The 19,595-nt window shown below is 68.4% G+C and carries 21 protein-coding genes; 7 read left to right on the top strand and 14 right to left on the bottom strand.

The features are described 5' to 3' along the window. Positions 1 to 950 precede the first annotated feature (950 nt). On the top strand, positions 951 to 1,478 hold the full coding sequence (locus ACIA12_RS36140) for a GNAT family N-acetyltransferase (protein WP_396371846.1): 528 nt from the start codon (positions 951 to 953) through the stop codon (positions 1,476 to 1,478). Between the two features lie 577 nt (positions 1,479 to 2,055). Here ACIA12_RS36140 and ACIA12_RS36135 read toward each other — a convergent pair. The 11 genes from ACIA12_RS36135 to ACIA12_RS36085 all read right to left on the bottom strand — a co-directional run bounded on the left by ACIA12_RS36135 (position 2,056) and on the right by ACIA12_RS36085 (position 10,181). Beyond that, positions 2,056 to 2,379 carry a DUF2469 domain-containing protein gene (locus tag ACIA12_RS36135; protein WP_012922325.1) on the bottom strand — a complete coding sequence of 108 codons (324 nt, stop codon included), beginning with the start codon at positions 2,377 to 2,379 and terminating at the stop codon, positions 2,056 to 2,058. After that, complete coding sequence (locus ACIA12_RS36130; RefSeq protein ID WP_396371845.1) at positions 2,376 to 3,074, bottom strand: ribonuclease HII; 699 nt, start codon at positions 3,072 to 3,074, stop codon at positions 2,376 to 2,378. Before ACIA12_RS36130 ends, ACIA12_RS36135 begins: the two co-directional genes overlap by 4 nt. 58 nt (positions 3,075 to 3,132) lie before the next feature. Beyond that, positions 3,133 to 3,897 (bottom strand): signal peptidase I, encoded by a 765-nt coding sequence (gene lepB / locus ACIA12_RS36125; RefSeq protein WP_396371844.1) that lies wholly within the window; start codon positions 3,895 to 3,897, stop codon positions 3,133 to 3,135. Next, complete coding sequence (lepB, locus tag ACIA12_RS36120) at positions 3,894 to 4,541, bottom strand: signal peptidase I (protein WP_396371843.1); 648 nt, start codon at positions 4,539 to 4,541, stop codon at positions 3,894 to 3,896. Before lepB (ACIA12_RS36120) ends, lepB (ACIA12_RS36125) begins: the two co-directional genes overlap by 4 nt. 119 nt (positions 4,542 to 4,660) lie before the next feature. Then, complete coding sequence (gene rplS, locus ACIA12_RS36115; protein WP_396371842.1) at positions 4,661 to 5,023, bottom strand: 50S ribosomal protein L19; 363 nt, start codon at positions 5,021 to 5,023, stop codon at positions 4,661 to 4,663. A gap of 214 nt (positions 5,024 to 5,237) precedes the next feature. Beyond that, positions 5,238 to 6,440, bottom strand: coding sequence for a tRNA (guanosine(37)-N1)-methyltransferase TrmD (gene trmD / locus ACIA12_RS36110; RefSeq protein WP_396371841.1), 1,203 nt, complete (start codon positions 6,438 to 6,440; stop codon positions 5,238 to 5,240). Beyond that, positions 6,437 to 6,991 carry a ribosome maturation factor RimM gene (gene rimM / locus ACIA12_RS36105; RefSeq protein WP_396371840.1) on the bottom strand — a complete coding sequence of 185 codons (555 nt, stop codon included), beginning with the start codon at positions 6,989 to 6,991 and terminating at the stop codon, positions 6,437 to 6,439. The genes trmD and rimM overlap by 4 nt, the downstream gene beginning before the upstream one ends. Positions 6,992 to 7,093: 102 nt before the next feature. Beyond that, the gene (locus ACIA12_RS36100; RefSeq protein ID WP_328335296.1) at positions 7,094 to 7,345 is read right to left on the bottom strand and encodes an RNA-binding protein; all 252 of its coding nucleotides are present in this window, start codon (positions 7,343 to 7,345) and stop codon (positions 7,094 to 7,096) included. A 5-nt stretch (positions 7,346 to 7,350) separates the two neighbouring features. After that, on the bottom strand, positions 7,351 to 7,875 hold the full coding sequence (gene rpsP, locus ACIA12_RS36095; protein WP_396371839.1) for a 30S ribosomal protein S16: 525 nt from the start codon (positions 7,873 to 7,875) through the stop codon (positions 7,351 to 7,353). 213 nt (positions 7,876 to 8,088) lie between these two features. Beyond that, positions 8,089 to 9,432, bottom strand: coding sequence for a 6-phospho-beta-glucosidase (locus tag ACIA12_RS36090; RefSeq protein ID WP_396371838.1), 1,344 nt, complete (start codon positions 9,430 to 9,432; stop codon positions 8,089 to 8,091). Then, positions 9,429 to 10,181, bottom strand: a complete 753-nt coding sequence (locus ACIA12_RS36085; protein WP_396371837.1) for a DeoR/GlpR family DNA-binding transcription regulator — start codon at positions 10,179 to 10,181, stop codon at positions 9,429 to 9,431. The genes ACIA12_RS36090 and ACIA12_RS36085 overlap by 4 nt, the downstream gene beginning before the upstream one ends. 125 nt (positions 10,182 to 10,306) lie before the next feature. Here ACIA12_RS36085 and ACIA12_RS36080 point away from each other — a divergent pair, with 125 nt between their 5' ends. Genes ACIA12_RS36080 through ACIA12_RS36065 form a run of 4 tightly spaced genes read left to right on the top strand, consistent with a single transcriptional unit; the run spans position 10,307 to position 14,346 of the window. Continuing rightward, positions 10,307 to 11,299 (top strand): carbohydrate kinase family protein, encoded by a 993-nt coding sequence (locus ACIA12_RS36080; RefSeq protein ID WP_396371836.1) that lies wholly within the window; start codon positions 10,307 to 10,309, stop codon positions 11,297 to 11,299. Positions 11,300 to 11,303: 4 nt separating this feature from the next. Next, a complete protein-coding gene (locus ACIA12_RS36075; protein ID WP_396371835.1) occupies positions 11,304 to 12,590 on the top strand; it encodes an ABC transporter substrate-binding protein in 1,287 nt (428 codons plus the stop codon). Beyond that, the gene (locus ACIA12_RS36070; protein ID WP_396371834.1) at positions 12,587 to 13,519 is read left to right on the top strand and encodes a carbohydrate ABC transporter permease; all 933 of its coding nucleotides are present in this window, start codon (positions 12,587 to 12,589) and stop codon (positions 13,517 to 13,519) included. Before ACIA12_RS36075 ends, ACIA12_RS36070 begins: the two co-directional genes overlap by 4 nt. Beyond that, on the top strand, positions 13,516 to 14,346 hold the full coding sequence (locus ACIA12_RS36065; protein ID WP_396371833.1) for a carbohydrate ABC transporter permease: 831 nt from the start codon (positions 13,516 to 13,518) through the stop codon (positions 14,344 to 14,346). Before ACIA12_RS36070 ends, ACIA12_RS36065 begins: the two co-directional genes overlap by 4 nt. A 13-nt stretch (positions 14,347 to 14,359) precedes the next feature. On the opposite strand, the gene ACIA12_RS36060 is transcribed toward ACIA12_RS36065, so the two are convergent. From ACIA12_RS36060 to ACIA12_RS36050, 3 genes are read right to left on the bottom strand one after another with little or no spacing between them, the layout of a single operon-like run. After that, on the bottom strand, positions 14,360 to 15,001 hold the full coding sequence (locus tag ACIA12_RS36060) for a maleylpyruvate isomerase family mycothiol-dependent enzyme (protein ID WP_396371832.1): 642 nt from the start codon (positions 14,999 to 15,001) through the stop codon (positions 14,360 to 14,362). 24 nt (positions 15,002 to 15,025) lie between these two features. After that, entirely contained in the window at positions 15,026 to 17,404 is a 2,379-nt protein-coding gene (locus ACIA12_RS36055; protein ID WP_396371831.1) for a caspase family protein, read from the bottom strand. A 1-nt stretch (position 17,405) separates the two neighbouring features. After that, a complete protein-coding gene (locus ACIA12_RS36050) occupies positions 17,406 to 17,783 on the bottom strand; it encodes a hypothetical protein (RefSeq protein WP_396371830.1) in 378 nt (125 codons plus the stop codon). A gap of 148 nt (positions 17,784 to 17,931) precedes the next feature. Between ACIA12_RS36050 and ACIA12_RS36045 the strand changes: the two genes are divergently transcribed. Together ACIA12_RS36045 and ACIA12_RS36040 are read left to right on the top strand one after the other, a co-directional pair. After that, positions 17,932 to 18,126, top strand: coding sequence for a hypothetical protein (locus ACIA12_RS36045; protein ID WP_343963408.1), 195 nt, complete (start codon positions 17,932 to 17,934; stop codon positions 18,124 to 18,126). A gap of 24 nt (positions 18,127 to 18,150) precedes the next feature. Beyond that, positions 18,151 to 19,500: a flotillin family protein gene (locus ACIA12_RS36040; protein ID WP_396371829.1), complete on the top strand. Its 1,350-nt coding sequence runs from the start codon at positions 18,151 to 18,153 to the stop codon at positions 19,498 to 19,500. The last annotated feature ends 95 nt before the right edge of the window (positions 19,501 to 19,595 follow it).

The following is a 19,595-nucleotide window of genomic DNA, read 5'->3' as shown; positions in this document are numbered from 1 at the left end:
GCCGGTACCGGCGGTGGGTACCCACCGGGCCTGCTCCCGCCACCGTCCGATACCACCGCGCCGGTATCACCGCCCGGCACCCATCGCCGGTACTGGCCATCCACCGCCCACCGCCCGGCTCCCACCGACCGCCCGGCATCTGCCGTCCATCGGCTAGCAGTTGGCGCTGGACGTGCACCGGCCGGGGTTTCGCGCTGGAGGTTGCAGCCGGGGGGTATCAAATAAGTGGTGTCACTCGGGTTGGAGAGGCTGGTTGGGGCGGCGGTTGGTCGGGTGGCGGAGGAGGTCTCGAAGCGTTCGGTGCGGGTTTCCAGTGGGCGGTCCGGTGTTGGTGGTCGGTGACGGTGGGGTGCTGGCGGTGGCGGGAGCCAGGCCGGTGGTACCGGTGCAGTGGGTCCTGAACGGCAGGTGCCGGGCGGTGGTGGCGGCAGGGCGGCGGGTACCGGTGCGGTGGGTCCTGGACGGCAGGTGCCGCACGGTGGCGGAAGCAAGCCGGCGGGTGCGGTGGTACCGGGCCGGTGGGTCCTGGACGGCAGGTGCCGGGCCGTGGCGGGAGCAGGCCGGTGGGTACCTGTGCAGCGGTACCGGCAGTGGGAACCGGCCGTAGGTCCTGGACGGCAGACACCCCACGGTGGCGGGACCAGGCCGGTAGGTACCGGTGCGGTGGGTCCTGGACGGCAGGCGCCGCAAGGTGGTGCGAGCAGGCCGGTGGACGCCGGCCAGTGGCACCCGGTGCGGTGGTAGAGAGCGGTGGGTCCTGGACGGCAGGTGCTGGGCGGTGGCGGGAGTAGGCCGGTGCGGTGCGGCGGTGCCGGGCGGCGGTACCGGGGTGGCAGGTGCTGGGGGATGGGCGGAGGAGGCCGGTGGGTGGTGGGTGTGAATGGGTGAGTTCTGGACGCTAGCTGGGTGGTGCGTACGTTGAGGGGGTGGGTGCTTATGGGGATTTGCCGGTGGGGTTGGTGACTGCGCGGTTGCGGTTGCGGGGGTGGGTGGGGGCGGATGCTGAGGAGTATCGGGGGTTGTGGGTTGAGCGGGATCCGCGGGCGTTGCGGCGGATTGATGCGGAGGGGCGGCCGACGGTGGAGGAGATTCGGGGGTGGTTGGCGGGAAATCCGTTGGCGGCTGAGGCGGGGCTGGGGTTGTTGGTGGTCGAGCGGCGGGATACGGGTGAGTTCGTCGGGTACTGCGGGTTGACCGTCGGGCTGGCTTCGTTCGACGAGCCCGAGATTGCGTACGAGTTGGCTCGGCGGGCTCACGGGCAGGGGTATGCGACGGAGGCGGCGCGGGCGATCGTCGAGGCGGCGGCCGGGACGGGACGGCGGCGGTTGTGGGCGACCGTACGCGAGTGGAATGTGGCGTCGTTCCGGGTGCTGGAAAAGCTGGGCTTCCACCGGAGTGGTCGCGTCACCGCAGACACGGAGCGCGGGAACACGATCTGGATGACCCGCGAACTGACCGGCAACAGCCAGCCGTCCTGACCACCAACGCCACCAATCCGGTGAGCCGAGGCCGAACACCACACCGGGTCGGCCGCCGTCGTCGACACATCAGCCGAGCCCGCCCGGGTCTGCGTCGGTGACGATCAACCGGTCACCCGGCTCGATGTCGCCACCGTCCGGCTGCAGGCTCCGGTCCACCGGCTGCACGGTTGGTTCCCAGCGGTCGGCCGGTGAGCCGAGTGGCTGGGCTTGGCGACCCGGCGCCCGGGGATTGCGGCAATGGCTGGCCGTCGCGGTCCCGAGGCCGAGCTTGTGGCCAGTGGCTGGAGTTGCGGTCCGAGGCTGAGCTTGTGGCCGGTGGCTGGACGTTGCGGTCGCGAGGCTGAGCTTGTGGCCAGTGGCTGGGTGTTGCAAGTCAGCGGGTGGACTCTGCAGCTCGGCGGCTCGACTTCGCGACCCGGTGGGCGGGCTGCGGCCCTGGGGCTGGGGTGGGTGGGTGGGTGGGTGGGCTTGAACATCTGGTGGTGACCTTGGACAAGTTGTTTCTTGTTCAAGGTCACCGGTGGGTGTTCGAGGTGACTACGGCTGGTGCGCGGGGGCGCGGCAGCGGGGTGGGTTAGCGGCCGAAGTCGCTGTCTTTGGGGACTTCTAGGTCTGATTTGGCGAGTTCTTCGATGTTGACGTCGCGGAAGGTGACTACCTTGGCGTTCTTCACGAAGCGGGCTGAGCGGTAGACGTCCCAGACCCAGGCGTCGGCCATGGTGACTTCGAAGTAGACGTCGCCGCCTTCGGTGCGGACTTTGAGGTCGACCGCGTTGCACAGGTAGAAGCGCCGTTCGGTCTCCACGACGTACTTGAAGATCCCGACGACGTCCTTGTACTCCCGATAGAGCTGTAGCTCCATATCGGTCTCGTACTTCTCAAGGTCGTCTGCACTCATCGGCTCTCCGCTCCGGTGGGACTGGACACATTCTGTCCCATATCGGGCCGCATACTGCGTCGGACATTCTCGAACCGCCGTCGATGTTGTGGACACGGGCCGTATTCGTCCAGTGCCGCCTGGTGTTCAGGCGTGCAGTAGCCCTTGTGAACCGCGAAATCGTACTGCGGATACACCTCGTGCCAGTGCTGCATGATCCGGTCCCGGGTCACCTTGGCGATCACCGAGGCCGCCGCGATGCAGGCTGCCACCCGGTCACCCTTCCACACCGCGAGCCCCGGTACGCCGAGCCCGTCCACCCCGAAGCCGTCCGTCAGCACGTACTGCGGGCGCAGGTCGAGCAGGAAGATCGCCCGGCGGAGCGCCTCCACGTTGGCGACGTGCATGCCCAGCCGGTCGCACTCGGCCGCCTCGATCGAGACCACCGACCAGGCCAGGGCGCGGGACCGGATCTCTTCGTAGCACCGGTCACGTGCCTTCGCCGTCAGCAACTTGGAGTCGGCGAGCTCAGGGATCTGGCCACGCTTGCCGTCCGGCAGGATCACCGCGGCCGCGACCAGCGGGCCGGCGCATGGTCCACGGCCGGCCTCGTCGACGCCCGCGATCGGGTCGAGGCCGACCCGGCGCAGGGCGCGTTCGTAGCCGTAGAGCCCGGCGTCACGCCGGATCGTGCTGCCGCGCGGAAGAGCGCTCATCCATCAACTCACTCGGGAGGCGGTCGCCGGCGAGAGGCTCACCGGCGAGGCGGATAGCTCACTTGGGAGGTGGTGTGAGGGAGATCGTGGGTTTGTCGGGGGCCGGACCCGCGGCCGGTATCGACTTGAAGGTATCCGGTACTTCGAGTTTGTCGAACCGGTTCGCCGGCCACACCACCAGGATCGCCCGCCCGGTGATCTTGTCCATCGGCACGAACGCGGCGTCGCCCGGATTGCCCCCGTCGGGACCGGTGTCGCTCAGGTGCACCCGGGAGTCACCCGACTCGGACCGGTGGTCGCCCATCACGAAGACCCGCCCGGCCGGCACGGTGACCTGGAACTCCATCGCGGACGGGGCGTCACCCGGATACAGGTAGCTGCTCTCTTCGAGCGGCTGACCGTTCACCATCAGCCGGCCCTTGGAGTCGCAGCAGGCGACCTTGTCCCCCGGCATCCCGATCAGGCGCTTGATCAGGTGGCCGTGGCTGGAGTCCGGCAGCAGGCCGACGACCTCGAAGAACCGGCCGATCGAGCCCCGCTTCTGGCCGCTCTCCTCGTCGCCCAGCCAGCCGCCCGGATCCTCGAACACGACGACGTCGCCGCGCTTGACGTCGGTCAGCTTCTCGACCACGACGCGGTCGCCGACCAGCAGCGTGTTCTGCATCGACTCGCTCGGGATGATGAACATCTGGCCGACGAAGGCCCGCAGGATCGACGAGACGATCAGAGCGCCGACCACGATCAGCACGAACTCGCGAGCAGCTGCCGCGAGGCCGGACCGGTGGGCGGGTTTCTCTTTCGTCGCGGTCGGTGTCTCAGTCACTTCTTCAGCCCCGGCTTCTTGAAGGTTTCCGGAGGACGCAGCATCGTCATCCGGTCAGACGGCCAGATTACGCAACAGGCACGGCCAACCACGTTGTCGACCGGGACGAACCCGCCGCCGGGCCCGCCCATGTGGGCGCGGGAGTCCGCGGATTCGGCCCGGTTGTCACCCATGACCCACAGTGAACCAGGCGGCACAACGACGGTGAACGTCGTGGTGGACGGTTTGGCGTCCTTGAGCAGATACTCGCGCTCGTCGAGCGGGATCCCGTTGACCGTGATCCGGCCGGCCTTGTCGCAACAGACCACCTTGTCGCCGGCCACGCCGATCACCCGCTTGACCAGGTGACCCTCACCGCTGCGCGGCAGGATGCCGACGAACTCGCCGATCCGCCGCAGCGTGCCGGGCTCCTTCTGCTCCTCGTTCAGCCAGTGGCCGGGGTCCTTGAAGACGATGATGTCGCCCCGGTCCACGTCGCGATGCAGATAGCTGACCTTCTCGGCCAGGATCCGGTCGTTCGTGGTGAGCGTGTCGTACATCGACTCCGAGGGCACGTAGAAGGCCTCGGCGACGAAGAGTCGCAGCACGACGGTGATGACCAACGCGAGCACCGTCACGGTGGTCATCTCCAGCAGCAGGCTCATCAGCGGGTTGCGCTGTTTGAGCCTGCGGTGTCGTCCCTTACTGCGACGAGCCCTCCTGGCTGGCGGGCGAGCGCGCGTCGCGGTGCTCGGCGCCATTCCTGACCGTCGTCAGTAGACGATCAGGAGGCCGGGATGTTGTCCCGCTTCTCCTTGATCTTGGCTGCCTTGCCGCGCAGCTCACGCAGGTAGTACAGCTTGGCGCGGCGCACGTCGCCGCGGGTGACGACCTCGACCTTCTCGACGATCGGGGTGTGCAGCGGGAAGGTCCGCTCGACGCCGACGCCGAAGCTCACCTTGCGGACCGTGAAGGTCTCGTGCAGGCCACCACCGTGGCGACGGATCACGACGCCCTTGAACACCTGTACGCGGGAGCGGTTTCCTTCGACGACCTTGACGTGCACGTTGACCGTGTCGCCGGGGCGGAAGGAGGGGATGTCGTCACGCTTGCTCGCGTTGTCGAGCTCGTTCAGGATGTTGCTCATCAGGTGTCTCTTCCTCGCGCGTGCCACAGGTCACCCACGAATGCTGGGGGTGAAGGTTCGAATTTGCTGTCATCCGGTGGTCACCCCCTGTGGCAGGAGCACCGAACGGCAACAGCGACCAAGTTTGCCACACGCCGCTCACGCCACGAAATCAGCCCGGCCCGGCGCCGTCCGCGGCGCCCGGCGATCGCTCAGCACCCGGCCCGGCGACTGCTCAGCGCTTGGTCCGGCGGCGCTTGGTCAGCACGACGATCTCGACCTTCTCGGTCTGCTGCTCCCGCCTGACCTCGCGGTAGCCGGCGTTGCGGTACAGCTGCAGGTTGCGCTCACTCTCCGCGCCGGTGGTCAGCTCGTACGCCGTGACCTCGGCGGGCGCCGTCTTCTCGGCCACCTGCAGCAGCTTGGCGGCGATCCCCTGCCGCTGCCAGTCAGGAGCGACCATCAGCCGTCCGATGCGGCCCACTGAGCCGTCTATGCCCAGCTGGACCGATCCGACGATCCTGCTTCCCGCCACGGCCTTCCAGACCGGCCCCTGAGCGAAGCGAGCGACGCACTCCTCGAGGGACTCCAGCAGCGGCGGAATGCGGAGGTCGCCGTAGACCTGTGCCTCGGTGATGAAGGCGGCTCGCTGCAACGTCAGCAACTCCCCTGCGTCCTCCGGCGACGCCGGGAGCACCCGTACCTGTGAAACCGGGTCGTCCTCGGCAGGCATGGAGCTGCCCCAGGCGGCCAGCAGGTCGGGCCTGCGCTCGGCAGTACGGCGTACGGACTCTTCGTGGCGCCACTCGGCGATCAGCTTGTGGTTGCCGGACAGGAGAACCTCCGGTACTTCGTGCCCGCGCCAAGCCGGAGGCTTCGTGTAGACCGGGTACTCGAGCAGTCCATGTCCTGAGTGCGACTCCTCGGCCAGGGACTCCGGGTTGCCGATCACACCGGGCAGCAGGCGGGCAATCGCCTCCACCATGACCAGTACTGCGACCTCCCCGCCATTCAGCACGTAGTCGCCGATGGAGACCTCGTCGACCTGCATCCGCTCGGCCGCGTGCGCAGCGACTCGCCCGTCGATCCCCTCGTACCGTCCGCAGGCGAAGGCCAGCCACGGCTCGGCGGCAAGCTCGTAGGCCAGGTCCTGGCTGAACGGCCGGCCGGCAGGCGTCGGCACGATCAGCCGGGGCTGCGAAGGACCGTCGCCCGGCATGACGGTGTCGAACGCCTCTCCCCACGGATCCGGCTTCATCACCATGCCCGCGCCACCGCCGTACGGGGTGTCGTCGACCGTGCGGTGCCGGTCGTGGGTCCAGTCGCGCAGGTCGTGCACCCGGACGTCCAGCAGCCCACTCTTGGCCGCTTTGCCCACAAGCGAGACGTCCAGCGCCGCCAGGTACTCCGGGAAGATCGAGAAGACGTCCAGCCTCATCGGGCCGAGTCCCCAGGCTCCGACGGGACTACCTCAGCGCCCTCCGGGTCCAGCAGGCCTGGTCGGTCGGCCACCACAACGTAGCCCGAGTCCAGGTCGATGGTGGGGACCAGTTCCTCGACCAGCGGGACCAGTACTGCGTTGCCTGCCGGCCTGCGGATCTCCAGCAGGTCCTGCGAGGGCAGGTGGATCACATCGATGACCTCGCCGGCCTCGACCTCGTCGGTGGTGCGCACCTTCAGGCCGATCAGCTCGCGGTCGTAGTACTCCTCGGGGTCCTCCGGCCGCTCGTCCTCGGCGATCTCGGCCTGGACCTCCAGGTTGCGCAGGTTCTCCGCCGCCGTGCGGTCCGGTGAGTCGGTGAACTTCACCAGCAGCCGCCCACTGTGCCAGCGGCTCGACTCCACGGTCAGGGTCCGCGGCGGCGTGGAGACCGTGACGAGCTTCGCGCCGTCGGCGAACCGCAGATCGGGGTCGTCCGTCCGGACGATCATCCCGACCTCGCCCTTGATCCCATGCGCCCGACCGATCCGGCCGACAATCACCAGCACTTGCGGTTCCCACTTTCCAAAAGATCCAGCAGACCAAAGAATCCAGAAGAGCAGTGAAGGGCCGCACCCAGTGGGTACGGCCCTTCAAGGACTGACGTGAGTTTAGCGGCGCGGGCGCCGGTTGAACTCGTCGACGAAGTCGATCCGGACCGACTGCTCGGAGCTGAGCGCCCCGACCACGGTACGGATCGCGGTCGCCGTCCGGCCGTTGCGGCCGATCACCTTGCCGATGTCGTCGGGGTGCACGTGCACCTCGAGAGTGCGTCCACGCCGCAGGTTGCGCGACCGGACGCTGACCTCGTCAGGGTTGTCCACGATGCCTCGGACCAGGTGCTCGAGCGCCTCGGTCTCCATCATCGTCAGGCCTTGGCGTCGTCGGCCGGCGCGTCGGTGACAGCGGCGTCGGCAGCCGGAGCGGCGTCCTCGACCTTGGCCTCGACGGCGTCGCCCTTCGCGGCGTCGTCCGTCTTGGGAGCCTTGTCAGCCTTCGGCTCCGCCTTCTTGGCGGTGGCCTTCTTGGTGACGGCCTCGGTCTTCAGCGTGCCGTGCGCCTCGGCGAGGGCCTCGTTGAAGATCTCCTGCTTGTCGCGCTTCGGCTCCTTGACCCGCAGCGGCGGCGGGGCGTCCAGACCCTTGAACTTCTGCCAGTCACCGCTGGCCTTGAAGATGGCCGCGACGGCCTCGGTCGGCTGCGCGCCGACGCCCAGCCAGTACTGCGCCCGGTCCGACTCGACGTGGATGAACGACGGTTCGGCCTTCGGGTTGTACTTGCCGATCTCCTCGATGGCGCGGCCGTCACGCTTGGCGCGGGCGTCCATCACGACGATGCGGTAGTGCGGCGCACGCTTCTTGCCGATGCGCTTCAAACGGATCTTGACTGCCACGTTTGTGGTGTCTCCCTCGGGATTCATGTCTTGGTTGAGCGGCACACCGGCGTCGTGGGGACAACGGGTGACCACTCGGATGGGCCGAGCCGGGACGTGGAGTTAGAGGGCTGCACGTGATCCGGACGGACTCAGCCCATCATTCTGCCAGATCAACCGCCCCGCCACCAATCCGCCCCGGACGCGAAACGCCCGGGCGCGGGGTACGGGCGATCAGGCGCGGAACGCGGCCAGGTCCGGGAGCTGCTCGACGTACCCATCGAGCAGTTGATGAGCCGCCGTGACCGAGTCGATCAGCGGGTGCCAGGCGAAGGCCCGTACGGCGGCCGCCCGCGATTCCGTCACAGCCGCCTCGATCGTCGATCGCTCGACCGCCTTCACCGCGCAGACCAGCCCGGCCTGGTGGTCGGTGAGCTGCGAGACGGTCACCGGCCGGGCGCCGTTGGCGTCGACCGTACAGGGGATCTCCACGACCGCATCCGCGTCGAGATGATGCAGCGTGCCGCGGTTGCGGACGTTCAGGATCAGCGACGCCCGCTCGTTGTGGGCGATCGCCCGCATCAGCGACAGCGCGACCTGCTCGTACCCACCCGCCGACATGTCCCGCTCGTCGCGCTCCCCCGCGTCGGCGATCTCACGGCTCTCCACCATGTACGTCGATTCGCGCTCGGCCCGCGTCTTCTGCCACAACTCCAACGCGTTGGCCGGCTGCTCGGCCGTCTCCGCATAGAACCGCGACTGCTGCTCCAGCAAGAACGTCCCCCGCGTCTGCTCGACCGCCTGTACCGCGGCCAGCGTCTCGCGGGCGAAGTAGTAATAGTGCAGGTACTCGTTCGGGATCGACCCGAGCGACCGCAGCCACTCGACCCCGAAGAGCCGCCCTTCCTCGAAGTCACCAAGCGCGGCCGGGTCAGCCAGCAACGCAGGCAGATGATCGACCCCGCCGGACTCCAGTCCACGCAGCCAGCCAAGATGGTTCAGCCCGGCGTAGTCGTAGAAGACCGCCGAAGGATCCAGCCCCAAGGACAGCGCGGCCCGGCGCCCGAGCCCGGACGGCGAGTCGCAGATCCCGATCACGCGATCGCCCAGGTACGGGATCATCGCCTCGGTCACCATCCCGGCCGGGTTGGTGAAGTTGATGACCCACGCCTCCGGCGCCAGCGCGGCGATCCGCTGCGCGATGGCCGTCGCGACCGGCAAGGTCCGCAACGCATAGGCGATCCCGCCCGCGCCGACGGTCTCCTGACCGAGTACGCCGAGATCGAGCGCGACCCGCTCGTCGATCGTGCGCCCTTCGAGCCCACCGACCCGGATCGCGGAGAAGACGAAATCGGCCCCGCGCAGAGCCTCGTCGAGGTCGGTCGTCTCGGTCACCGCCGGCGCATCGGAGTACGGCGCGGCCTGCTGGCGCAGTACGGATCCGATCGACGCCAACCGCCCACGATCGGTGTCGTAGAGCACGACCGATGTGATCCGCCCGTCGCCCCGATCCCCCAGCAACGCCTGATAAACGAGCGGAACCCGGAACCCGCCGCCCCCGAGAATGGTCAGCCTCACGCCAGCACCACCTCAACCCCCGCCTCTGTCAGTTGAGCCCGGGTCGCCTCGTCGGCGGCGGGCTCGGTCACCACCATGGAAAGTTCGGTCGGCTCGCACACCTTGGCGACGCCGTGGCCGGGGAACTTGGTCGCGTCGGCCAGCAGCACCACCCGGTCGGCGGCCTTGATCATCGCCCGCTTCACCGGTACTTCGATCATCGTGCTGTCCATCACGCGACCGTCCGGCCGCACCCCGCTGGTGCCGAGGAACAGCCAGTCGACGTGGATCTGCCGCAGCGACTCCTCGGTCAGGTACCCGACGAGCGACCGGTAGCTGCGCCGGACGAAGCCGCCCAGGATGATCAGCTCGATCTGCTCGTCGTTCTGCAGCTCCTCCAGGACCGCGAGGTTGCTCGTCACCACGGTCAGCGAGCGCCCGTGCAACTGCTGGGCCACCCGCAGGGCCGTCGTACCGATGTCCAGCAGCACCGACTGCCCGTCACCGACCAAGGCAGCCGCGCGGCGGGCGATCCGGTCCTTCTCGGAGGCGTGCACCGCGCTGACCTCGGCAAAGGGCTCGTCACCGCCGTCGACGGCGAGCGCGCCGCCGTACACGCGGGTCAGCCGGCCCTGCTCGTGCAACTGCTCGAGATCGCGCCGGATCGTCGCCTCGCTGACCCCGAGCTGGGCGGCCAGCACCTTCACGCCCCCGGCCCCGTCGGCCCGAAGCGCGCGAACAATCTGGTCCTGCCGCTGCTTTGGCAACACGGAGAGACCGTATCACGCAAACTCCGTCACACTCACGCACATATTTGCAGGGGTATTGCGTAGTTTGCTCAAAAGCTCCACACTGGCTGCACGAATTTGAGCGACCCTGCAGGAGTGTGCTGGCGATGAGTGAGCTGGATGTGGTTGTGTCCGGCCTGGTCTTTCACGACCTGGTGCTCGGCCTGCCGTCCGCGCCGCGCTCCGGTACCGAGGTCTGGGCGGACGACTCCGCCGAGAGCCCGGGCGGGATCGCCAACTTCGCCGTCGCGCTGGCCCGGCTCGGGCTGCGCACCGGACTGGCCGCGACCTTCGGCGGCGACGATCTCGGCGACCGGCTCTGGGACCGGCTGACGCAGGGCGAAGGCATCGATCTGACTCTCTCCCGCAAGCTCGACGGTTGGCAGACCCCCCTCACGGTGGCCCTTGCCTACGACAACGACCGGGCACTGGTCACCAGGGGTACCCCTCCCCCACTGTCGGCCGACGAGCTTCTCACCACGCCGCCGGCCGCCAGGGCCGTCGCCGCTCACATCGGTCCCTGGCCGAACGAGTGGCTCGCCAAGGCCCGGGCGGCCGGCAGCGTGGTCTTCGCCGACGTCGGCTGGGACCCCACGGAGCAGTGGGACCCCGCAGTACTCGACCAACTGGAGCACTGCGACGTGTTCCTGCCCAATGCCGGCGAGGCGATGAGCTACACCCGCACGAGTACGCCCGGCGAGGCACTCGAGCGGCTGGCCGAGAAGGTACCGCTCGTGGTCGTCTCCGACGGCGCGAACGGAGCACTGGCGCTCGACGCGGGCTCCGGCGAGCGAGTCGCAGTACCGGCCGTACAGGTCTCGGCGGCGGACACCACCGGGGCGGGTGATGTGTTCGCCGCCGGGTTCATCGCAGCAACGCTGTGGGAACTCCCACTCGCCGACCGGGTGCGGTTCGCGGCACTCACGGCAGCCATCTCGGTGACCCGGCTGGGCGGTGCCGACGCGGCACCGACCTGGGCCGACCTGGCCGACTGGCATCAGCAGCACCCAGCAGAACAATCCCTCGCAGGCCAATCCCTTGCCGCGCTGATCAGCGCACACTCCGGAAGCGCACCGCTGCGCGACCAGTCAGGAAGGTAGAACCATGGAGCTCTCACGTCGGACGGTGCTCGCCGGAGGCTTCGCCGCCCTGCTCGGCGGCACTGTCGTCGGCTGTTCCTCGAGCATGGACACGGGATCGACGAAGAAGAACGCCACCGGCAACATCGCGCTGTGGTGCTGGCCGGGCGGCCTGGGCAAGTCGGTGCTGGACGACACGATCGCGCACTTCCCCGACCAGCACATCAAGTACTCCGAGGTCGGCGGCGACTTCAAGCAGAAGCTGCTCACCACCTTCAACGGCGGTACGTCGATCCCCGACATCACCGGCGTCAAGGGTGAGGACATCGCCTCGCTGCTGCCGCAGGCCAACCGGTTCGTCGATCTGAAGACGATCGGCGCCGACTCGTTCCTGGGCGACTACCTGGACTGGAAGGTCAAGCAGGCCACCACGCTGGACGGCAAGGTGATCGGCATCCCGATCGACATCGGGCCGACCGCGCTGTTCTACCGCGAGGACATCTTCACCGCCGGCGGACTGCCCGGCGACCCGGCCAAGGTGGCCGAGCAGCTGAAGACCTGGGACGACTTCATCGCCGCCGGGGTCGAGCTGAAGAAGGCCAACCCGAAGGCCTTCATCGTCGCCGACGCGACCGACATGTACGGCACGATCGTCAACCAGGGCACCGCGCGCTACATCGACAAGGACAACAAGTTCATCGGCGACCAGGACCACATCCGCAAGGCCTGGGACACCGCGGTCAAGGCGATCACGATGAAGGTCGACGGCCGGACGCTCGGCGGTTCGCCGGACTGGAACGCCGGTCTGGACCAGGGCACGGTACCGACCGTGACGGGCGCGGCCTGGGTCGCGCTGGACATCAAGGCCGCCTGCAAGACGAGCGTCGGCAAGTGGCGGGTCGCGCCGACGCCGAGCGGCCCGGCCAACTTCGGCGGGTCGTTCCTCACGATCACCAAGAGCGCGGCGGATCCGGCCGCCGCGCTCGAGGTGATCAAGTACATGCTCAGCCCCGACAACGAGGCCAAGGCGTTCGCCGACGCGCAGATCTTCCCGTCCGCGCCGGCCGCCTACGACAAGCCGCAGCTCAAGGCGGCGGACCCGTTCTTCGGCGGCCAGGTGCCGATCGAGGTCTTCGGGCCGGCCGCGAAGGCGATCCCGATCGCCTACGAGGCGCCGCTCGACAGCGCGGTCGCCGTCCCGTTCACCGACGGGCTCAAGCTCGTCCAGGCCGGCAAGAAGACGTCGGACGCTGCCTGGGCGGAGGCCGTCTCGAAGGCGAAGCAGATCGGCAAGCGTCAGGGCGTGCAGTGACCCTGACCGCGACGGCCCCCAGCAGACACGCCGGTACGGCGAAGCCGCGACGAAAGCGCAGCGTCAGGTCGTACTGGCGGTTCTACCTCGCGCTGTCGCCGTTCTACGTGATCTTCCTCGTTTTCGGGCTGTACCCGGTGGCGTCGACGATCCTGCTCGCGTTCCAGAAGTGGGACGGGCTCGGGCCGCGCACGATGGTCGGGTTCCAGAACTTCAGGTTCCTGGCCGAGGACAGCACGTTCTGGCTGTCGCTGTGGAACACGGTCGTGCTGTTCGTGATGTCGACCGTGCCCACGCTGGTGATCGCGATGGCGCTCGCGGTGATGCTGCACTCGGCGGTCCGGTTCAAGGGTGTGTACCGGATCGCGTACTTCATCCCGAACATCACCTCGCTGGTGGCGGCGGCGATCTTCTTCGGCGCCGTCTTCAGCACCAACTTCGGCCTGATCAACTCCGTCCTGCGCTCGCTCGGACTGCCCACCGAGGACTGGCTGCGGCAACCGTGGGGGATCAAGATCGCGATCTCCACGATGATCGTGTGGCAGTGGGCCGGGTACAACACGATCATCTACCTGGCCGGCCTGCAGGCGATCCCGACCGAGCAGTACGAGGCGGCGAAGGTCGACGGCGCCGGGCCGTTCCGGACGTTCTTCTCGATCACGCTGCCGCAGCTGCGGCCGGTCGTGCTGTTCACGGTGATCATGTCGACGATCGGCGGGTTGCAGACCTTCACCGAGCCACAAGTGATGGTCGGCAACAACGGTGGTACCGGACAGAGCGGCATGACGGTGGTCATGTACTTCTACAACCAGGCGTTCTTCAACAACGACTACGGGTACGCCGGGGCGATCGCGCTGAGCATCTTCATGCTGGTGCTGCTCTTCACGGCGATCAACTGGAGGCTGCTCGGCGGAAGGGGACGCCAGTGAAGTCACGCATCCGCTGGCCGGGGCTGATCATGCATGTGGTGCTGGCGATCGCCGGGTTGCTGTGCCTGTTCCCGTTCTACTGGACGCTGGTGATGGCGACGAACACGACGTCGGACATCTACCGGTACCCGCCGAAGTTCACCTTCGGGTCGCAGCTCGACGACAACATCCACCAGGTGCTGCAGAACGTGGCCTTCTTCTCGTCGATGGCGAACACGCTGGTGGTGGCGGTCTCGACGACGCTGCTGGTGCTGTTCTTCGACTCGCTGGCGGCGTTCACGTTCGCGAAGTTCCGGTTCCCGGGGCGGAACGCGTTGTTCGTGATCCTGCTGGCGACGATGCTGCTGCCGGCGCAACTGGGCGCAGTGCCGCAGTTCCAGACGATGGCGGCGTTCGGCTGGGTGGGATCGCTGAAGGCGCTGGTCATTCCGGCCTCGGCCAACGCGTTCGGGATCTTCTGGTTGCGGCAGTACTTCCAGAACTCGATCCACGGCGAGCTGGTCGAGGCCGCGACGCTCGACGGGTGCAGCTTCTTCGGGATCTACCGGAACGTGGCGCTGCCGTCGGCGCGGCCGGCGCTGGCGTTCCTCGGGATCTTCACCTTCGTCGCGTCGTGGAACGACTACTTCTGGCCGTTGATCGTGCTGACGAATCCGGATCACCTGACGCTGCAGGTGGCGTTGTCGTCGCTGAACCGAAGCCACGGCGTCGACTTCAGCATGGTGATGACGGGCGCGCTGATGGCGATGGTGCCGCTGATCATCGTCTTCGTGATCTTCGCCCGGCAGTTCATCAAAGGCGCGACCGAGGGTGCGATCAGGGGTTGAGGTCCAACTGCGGTCAGAGCCTCGCGGCGAGCTGGTCGGCCCCTGCACCGGTCAGCTCGTCGCGGGAGGTCTTCCGGCCGTTGAGGATCCGCAGTACGGCGTCGCCTTGCGCATGTACCTCCGGACCTTGCCCGTACGACCAGTTGTAGCCGTCGGCAACCAGCCGTACGCCGGTGAGCCGCTTGCGCGCGCTGCCACCGACCGACACCGTCATCGGCCATTTCGTGCCGACCGAGAAGTCGGCGACCTGCTCGAAGGCTGCATCCGGTACCCGCCGACGGCTGTTGAGCGGATGCCGCATGTCGATCGCGTGGATCACCGCGTCGACCAGGCCGGCGACGAGCGGTACGCCGGTGGGCTTGGCGCCCGACTCGGCGTTGGCGCGGAGCTGGGTGAGGATCTCGGCCGGGCCGCGCCGGGCGTACTGCTTGGCGATGCCGGCACTCGCCTTGTTGATCCGGAAACCCGACTTGGCCAGCGGAACCATGATCTCCAGCGGGCCCATCACGGGAGCCCAGGCGATGTGCGCGGCAACCTCCTGCACGGTCCACTCACCGCACAACGACGGCGTCGCCCAGTCCGCCGGGCCGAGGGTCTCGAGAAACTCGATCAACGCCAGGCGCTCGGTCCTGATCAGCTGCGGCAGGTCGTTCATGGGTCGAGTCTGTCAGCTCGGGCTCTACGTCGGTAGAGGTTTCGGCCGCCGGGTTGCGACGCCGGTGATGACGAGCAGGTTGCCGAGCAGGCCGGTGAGCAGGGCGGCGACCGAGCCGCCTTCGGTCAGGGCGGGGACGACGGCGACCATGCTGATGAGCGCGTAGGTGATCGTGGTCGCGGTCAGCCAGAGCCTGGCGCGGAGGTCGGTGGCGGCGATGGCGAGCCAGCCGAGCGCGACGGTGACGACGGGTTCCAGCAAGGCCCACTTCGTGACGGTGAGGAAGGAGATCCCGTCACTGTGCTTGATCATCGCGCTGATCACCAACACGATGCCGCCGGCAACAACCAGCGCGGCGGAGGTGGGCGGTACGGGGCGTAGTACCGGGCGGGGTGGTTTGAGCGTCACCAGCAGGACAACGGTCAGTACGAAGACGATGAGCCCGGCCATCAACCACTCCGCCGTCTCCTCATCAGCCAGCCCACCAGCCAGAATCAGCAGCCCGTCCTCACCGATCGACCCGGTACACCCAAGCGCAACCCCCAACAAAACAAGGCTCCAGCGCCCCGCCCAGCGCCCAACCAACCCCGCCCCGAGCACCACCACCGACGCCACCATCTCCGGATCCCCCCAACTCCGGAAGGTCCGCCATCCGCTATCAGAGTCATCCGACCAAACCCGCCGAGACTGCACACCCCCCGGCCAGTTCACGATCACCAGCAGCACGCCCCCCACCACCAGTACCACCACCACCCACCACGGCACGACCGCCCCCAACCCCGAGCCCGGCCGAGCGCTCACCGACTCCCGCCCAGAAACAGCCCCCGGTACTACCGGGGCCGCCGCCACAGGCCGCGCGATCGACCCAGCCACACCCCGCTCCGACGCAACCCGGCCGGGCACCTCAGCCCCAACCCCCTCCAGCGCAACCCGCTCCACCTCCTCCGGCGCACCCCGGTCCGGCACCTCAGACGCAACAGCTGCCGGCGCAACCCCCTCTGGCGCAACCGCCTCAGGCGGGCTGGCCGCAGGAGCGGACTCGACCGCGGCCGGCTCGTGCGCAACCCGCCCGGGGAAGGCGGTCGTAGCCTTCGGCCCCACACCGTCGGGCACCTCGAGCGCTAGCTGCTCGGGCGCAACGCGGTTGGCCGCCTCGGGCGCTGGCCGCTCGGGCGCCTCGGGCGCGACCCGGTCTGGTGTTGCCGGTTCGGGTGCCGGGTCAGGTTGACGGAAGGGTGCGGGCTTCGGTTGCGGGCGGGCGGGCGCAGCGGGCAGGCGTTTCTGGTTGCGCTGGGGGGTCGTGTGCTGCTGGGCGGCGTACGAAGGTGGTGTTGCGGGCGGAGCGGCGTTGGGCTCGGTTGCCGGCTGGTCGGGCGCGTTGAGCTTGGCTGAGCCTCGTACGAGGTCTTGGAGACCGGGTGGGGCCGTGGCCAACGCGCGGCTGGCAGCATCGGAGACCTTGCGGCTGTCGTCGGTGGTCATCTGGGTGAGGGCTTGGTAGGCCGCGTAGGCGAGGCCCTGGTCTTCGCTGGTGAGGCGTTCGCGGAGATAGTCGACGACGCCGAAGCGGGCCGCTGGCAACGGACTTGCCATCGCTTCGAGCAACTCGGGCGCCAAGGCCCGCGGGGTGATCCGGTGGGAGCGAGCGATCAGCAGTTCGCCCTGGGAACCGAAGGTCCACATCTGGGGGTTCTGGTTGGGGGTGATCCGGTGGACCTGGTCCGTGACATAGCCGACCAGCTCAGTGAGGCCGACCCAACCATCGCCGTCCTTGTCTGCGTCGCCGGACTTGAGGCCGTCCACCACCGCACTGGTGAACACGGACGGTTTCGGCGTACCGGCTGAGGCCAACTGCCCCCCCTCGAACGCGTACTCCATCGCGCTCGACGCCGTCACCACCACCCGTCCGCGTCCCCCGCCCACGCCGTCCTGCCCGGCGAACGCATCGCGCACCTGCGCCTCACCCGCCGCTCGCACGACCAGCCCGCGCGGGAACGCACCGCCATAGCAACAGTCGAGGAACAACGCGATCCGCTGCGCCCGGCTGTCCGCCATCTGCCGATTGACGAAGTCCGCCGCGACCGCCGTCGAGGCCAGCCGGGTCGGCTTCGTATCAGCAACCGCCAGGAACAGCTCGCCGGCCGCGTTCTTCAACCCATGGCAGGAGAAGTGCAGCAACAGCAGGTCCTCCGGCGACCGGTCCGCGAAGAAGTCCTCGACGGCGAACCGGATCTGCTGCGCCGACTCGTTCTCCAGCACCCGCACGTCGAACCCGCCGACCTCCGGATCACCCAGTACTTCGGCCAGCGCCGTCGCATCACTGGCCGGCGCCGTCAGCCGGCTCAGCCCAGGATCCGTGTACTCCGCGTTGGCGATGACCAGAGCGACCCGAGACCCGTCCATCTCACGCGTCCGTCTCCGAATGCTTGCGCACCCACGCGTCGACCAGCCGCTGCTGCACCTCGTCGGTCGCGCCGGTCAGCTCGATCGTGTCACCGTCCATCGACAACTTGATCGTGCGCCCACCACCCGATCGACGCAGCCAGTCCCGTACGACGGCCACAACCGCGCCGACCACCTGGATGCCCGGAGCAAGCGAGACGCTCAACAGGCCGGCGACCGCGGCCAGCCCACCGCGCGTACCGGGCGGCGCGTCCCCATCGCGTACCTGCTCGACCGAGCGCACGTCGAGCGTCAGCAACTCCTGCCGCAGCAGGAGCGCCAACTCCTCCAGCCGAGCCTCGTCCGCCCCGTCCTCGAGAACCCGCACCTCAACCGCCATCGAACCTCCCCCACGCCCCCAGGCCGGCACCTCAACCATGCTCCTGCGCCACCCCCGACCACAAGGCGTGACGCCCTGACCGGTCCGGGCCGGCCGAGAACTAAGCTGCGGGAACCGTTTGGTGCAGGGGAAACGTCGGAGGGGCGTCATGGTTGGCAAGCGAGGACGCGTGATCGGCCGGATCGCACCGGGAATCGTCGGCGAGGTGATGCTGCCGGTCCGCGGTGCCACCGAGGCCTTCTACGCTTACCCCGCGGCCGACGAAGTGATCGAGGTCGGCACCCCGATCGTGGTGGTCGAGTACGACCCGCCACGCACGGTCTACGTCGCTCGCGCCATCTGAATTCATTTGTTCCCTGGAGGGGAAATGCTCTGGACGTACCTGATCACCGGCGCCGTCGCGCTGGTGGTCCTCCTGATCCTGTTCCGGATGGTCTGGCGGGTGGCCGAGCCGAACGAGGCCCTGATCATCTCCGGCCTCGGCGCGCACTCGAGCCAGGAGCAGATCAACGAGACGCTCGGCTTCAAGATCGTCGTCGGCCGCGGTACCGCCGTACTGCCCGGCTTCCAGACCGTCCGCCGGTTGCCGCTCGACATCCGGGCCACGCCGCTGACGGTCACCTGCGTGTCGAGTCAGGGCATTCCGCTGCACATCAAGGGCGTCACGGCGTACAAGGTCGGTGACGACTACGGCTCGATCGCGAACGCGGCCCGGCGGTTCCTGGAGCAGAGCGACGAGCAGGTGATGAGCACGATCCACGAGCTGTTCGCCGGTCATCTGCGGGCGATCGTCGGCTCGACCACGGTCGAGGAGATGCTGCACGACCGGGAGACGCTGACCACGAACATCCGCGGCTCGCTGGCCGGCGACATGGAGAAGCTCGGCCTGGTGGTCGACTCGCTGCAGATCCAGGAGATCGACGACGAGTCGGGCTACATCAAGAACCTCGGCCGTCCGCAGGCCGCCGCCGTCGAGGCCGCGGCCCGGATCGCGTGGGCCGAGCGGGACCGTGAGGCCACCGAGCGCGAGCAGGTCGCCGAGGCGGCCAAGGCCGCCGCGGTACGGCAGAGCTCGATCGCCCGGGCCGGGTACCAGGCCGAGGTCGACCAGGCGAACTCGAAGGCGTCCCAGTCCGGCCCGCTGGCCGAGGCGCTGGCCCGCCAGGAGGTCGTGGTCGCCGAGACGGAGACCGCGAAGCTGAACGCGTCGCTGGCCGAGAAGCAGCTGGAGTCGTCGGTGCTCAAGCCGGCCGACGCCGAGGCGTACCGGCAGCGCGCGCTGGCCGCGGCCGCCCGCGACGCCCAGATCGCCGCCGCCGAGGCGCAGGCCCGCGAGGTCACTCTGCGCGGTGAGGCGCAGGCGAAGGCGACCGAGCTGAACGGTAAGGCCGAGGCACTCGCCGTCCAGGCCAAGGCGATGGCCGAGGCCGCCGGTATCAAGGCGCGGGCCGAGGCGCTGGCCACCAACACCGATGCCGTCGTCGCCCAGCAGCTCGCCGAGGCGTACCCGGAGATCGTCCGCGCGGCCGCGTCGTCGTTCGAGAAGGTCGGCAACATGGTGGTGCTGAACGGTGCCCAGGGCATCGAGGACACCCTGGTCAAGACGATCACGATGGGCGGCTCGGGCTTCGCGCTGGCAAAGCAGCTGATCGAATCGCTGTCCAGCAACGGCAAGACGCCGACCCTGGAGGCAGTGCCGGACGACACCCCGGCCTGACTCGAAAGGGAAGCCTTTCCACCACAGGTTAATCACTAACGATTCACCCGAATGATCAGTTCCTAAGTCACGAGACCTGCGCTAGCTTGTGAGCA

It is taken from the genome of Kribbella sp. NPDC051620 (assembly GCF_044453825.1).
In the GTDB taxonomy this organism is placed as follows: domain Bacteria; phylum Actinomycetota; class Actinomycetes; order Propionibacteriales; family Kribbellaceae; genus Kribbella.
This window is presented reverse-complemented; position numbering and strand designations above follow the sequence as displayed.

What these genes read in the sequence shown, in the direction of transcription:
- ACIA12_RS36130 (WP_396371845.1), bottom strand. Translation starts at nt 3,074, where the DNA reads ATGAGCGCTCTTCCGCGCGGCAGCACGATCCGGCGTGACGCCGGGCTC.
- ACIA12_RS36060 (WP_396371832.1), bottom strand. Translation starts at nt 15,001, where the DNA reads ATGAACGACCTGCCGCAGCTGATCAGGACCGAGCGCCTGGCGTTGATC.
- ACIA12_RS36045 (WP_343963408.1), top strand. Translation starts at nt 17,932, where the DNA reads ATGGTTGGCAAGCGAGGACGCGTGATCGGCCGGATCGCACCGGGAATC.
- rplS (WP_396371842.1), bottom strand. Translation starts at nt 5,023, where the DNA reads ATGAGCAACATCCTGAACGAGCTCGACAACGCGAGCAAGCGTGACGAC.
- ACIA12_RS36080 (WP_396371836.1), top strand. Translation starts at nt 10,307, where the DNA reads ATGAGTGAGCTGGATGTGGTTGTGTCCGGCCTGGTCTTTCACGACCTG.
- ACIA12_RS36135 (WP_012922325.1), bottom strand. Translation starts at nt 2,379, where the DNA reads ATGAGTGCAGACGACCTTGAGAAGTACGAGACCGATATGGAGCTACAG.
- ACIA12_RS36040 (WP_396371829.1), top strand. Translation starts at nt 18,151, where the DNA reads ATGCTCTGGACGTACCTGATCACCGGCGCCGTCGCGCTGGTGGTCCTC.
- ACIA12_RS36050 (WP_396371830.1), bottom strand. Translation starts at nt 17,783, where the DNA reads ATGGCGGTTGAGGTGCGGGTTCTCGAGGACGGGGCGGACGAGGCTCGG.
- ACIA12_RS36100 (WP_328335296.1), bottom strand. Translation starts at nt 7,345, where the DNA reads ATGGAGACCGAGGCGCTCGAGCACCTGGTCCGAGGCATCGTGGACAAC.
- lepB (WP_396371843.1), bottom strand. Translation starts at nt 4,541, where the DNA reads ATGAGCCTGCTGCTGGAGATGACCACCGTGACGGTGCTCGCGTTGGTC.
- trmD (WP_396371841.1), bottom strand. Translation starts at nt 6,440, where the DNA reads ATGAGGCTGGACGTCTTCTCGATCTTCCCGGAGTACCTGGCGGCGCTG.
- ACIA12_RS36055 (WP_396371831.1), bottom strand. Translation starts at nt 17,404, where the DNA reads ATGGACGGGTCTCGGGTCGCTCTGGTCATCGCCAACGCGGAGTACACG.
- ACIA12_RS36075 (WP_396371835.1), top strand. Translation starts at nt 11,304, where the DNA reads ATGGAGCTCTCACGTCGGACGGTGCTCGCCGGAGGCTTCGCCGCCCTG.